Here is a 438-nt window from a genome sequence, read left to right as displayed (position 1 = left end):
TCTCATTTTCAACCAACATCTAAACCGCTCCTTTCTCCCAATTTTGGGCGCCTTCCCAAATAAGATCCTCTACAAATTAATGAGTGTGTATTGGTTGGAACATATCCCCTTTAATCTCTTTTACCGCAATAAGATGTTTAAATAGCTCCAAAGCCATGCCATTTTCTAGCCCATATTGGATATCAAATTGTGTTAGTATTTCAATTAAAGAAACACCTTTTCTTGAAAGAGAATATTTCAATTGTTGCAGCAAAGTTTTATATGCTGAAGGAGAGAGGTCTTCATGAAAAAAATACGACGTGTGTAACCATTCCACATTATTCACTAATATTTTAGGGATTTCATTTTCCGTCACTATTCCCCAATCTACGTTTCGTTGATACCAATATTCTCTTTCTATTTCAAACTTTTCTATTACCCTATGTTTTTCCAATTCAT

The 438-nt window shown here is 34.0% G+C and carries 1 protein-coding gene; it reads right to left on the bottom strand.

Features of this window, described 5'->3' with window-relative positions:
• Nucleotides 1–76 precede the first annotated feature (76 nt).
• A partial coding sequence (locus tag KVT37_RS31885) for a TnsA endonuclease C-terminal domain-containing protein (protein WP_217578977.1) occupies nt 77–438 on the bottom strand: 362 nt, incomplete at its 5' end.

Source organism: Mesorhizobium sp. GbtcB19, from assembly GCF_019091085.1.
Lineage (GTDB): Bacteria > Pseudomonadota > Alphaproteobacteria > Rhizobiales > Rhizobiaceae > Mesorhizobium.
This window is presented reverse-complemented; position numbering and strand designations above follow the sequence as displayed.